The 986-nt window shown below is 70.9% G+C and carries 1 protein-coding gene; it reads left to right on the forward strand.

Features of this window, described 5'->3' with window-relative positions; genetic code table 11:
• Positions 1–986 (forward strand): serine/threonine-protein kinase (locus EJK15_RS69535; RefSeq protein ID WP_240778164.1); only part of this gene is annotated, 986 nt, incomplete at both ends.

Consider the following 986-nt stretch of genomic DNA (forward strand, 5'->3'; position numbering starts at 1 on the left):
GCCGTCGGCGGCCAGGGGGTTGTGTACCTCGGCGAGGCCGCCGACGGCAGGCCGGTGGCGGTCAAGGTTCTCCGCAGGGCGTCCGCCGGGGACGACCGCTTCGCCAGGGAGATCGCCGCGGCACGCCGGGTGGAGCCGTTCTGCGTCGCCCAGGTGCTGGACGCGTCGCTGGGCGGTCGGCCGTACATCGTCAGCGAGTACATCGACGGGCCCTCCTTGCAGCAGACAGGCCGCCATGCCGGCGCCGATCTGCAGCGCCTGGCCGTCGGCACCGCCACCGCGCTGGCCGCCATCCACCGGGCCGGCATCGTGCACCGGGACTTCAAACCAGCCAACGTGCTGCTCGGACGGGATGGTCCGCGGGTCATCGATTTCGGCATCGCCCGCGCCACCGACGCCGCCGCCACCGTCGCCAGCGGCGTTGTCGGCACACCTGCTTACATGGCGCCCGAACAGCTTGCGGGATGGAACGTCGGGACTGCGGCGGATGTCTTCGCCTGGGCGTCCGTCATCGTGTGCGCGTCCACCGGCAGGCCTCCGTTCGGCGACGATACCCTGCCCGCCATCATCAACCGTATCCTGCACAGTGAACCCCAGTTGGGCGACTTGCCAGAGCCGTTGCGCTCGATCGTTCATGCCTGCCTGGCCAAGGACCCGCGCGACCGCCCGACCATGCAGGACGTGCTCCTACGCCTCCTCAGCGGGCGGCAATCCCCGGCGCCGAGGCGCACGGCACGTCGCTTCCCGCTGGTCGCCATGGTGGCCGCAGTGGCCGCCGGAGCGGTCGCCGTGTCGGTGACCACCGCCGCCGTCGTATGGACCGCCTCCTCGAACAGCGAGCCGGGCGCCCCGGTGCTGGCCGCCCACTCCACCGAGTCGGCGACCTCGCCGACGACTCCCTCCAAGCGCAAGACGCTCAAGCCGAAGAAGTCACGGACCCCGTCCGCGAAACGCACGCCCACCCATCCTGTCACTTATACACATCT

Source organism: Nonomuraea basaltis, assembly GCF_005893125.1.
Taxonomy (GTDB): Bacteria; Actinomycetota; Actinomycetes; order Streptosporangiales; family Streptosporangiaceae; genus Nonomuraea; species Nonomuraea basaltis.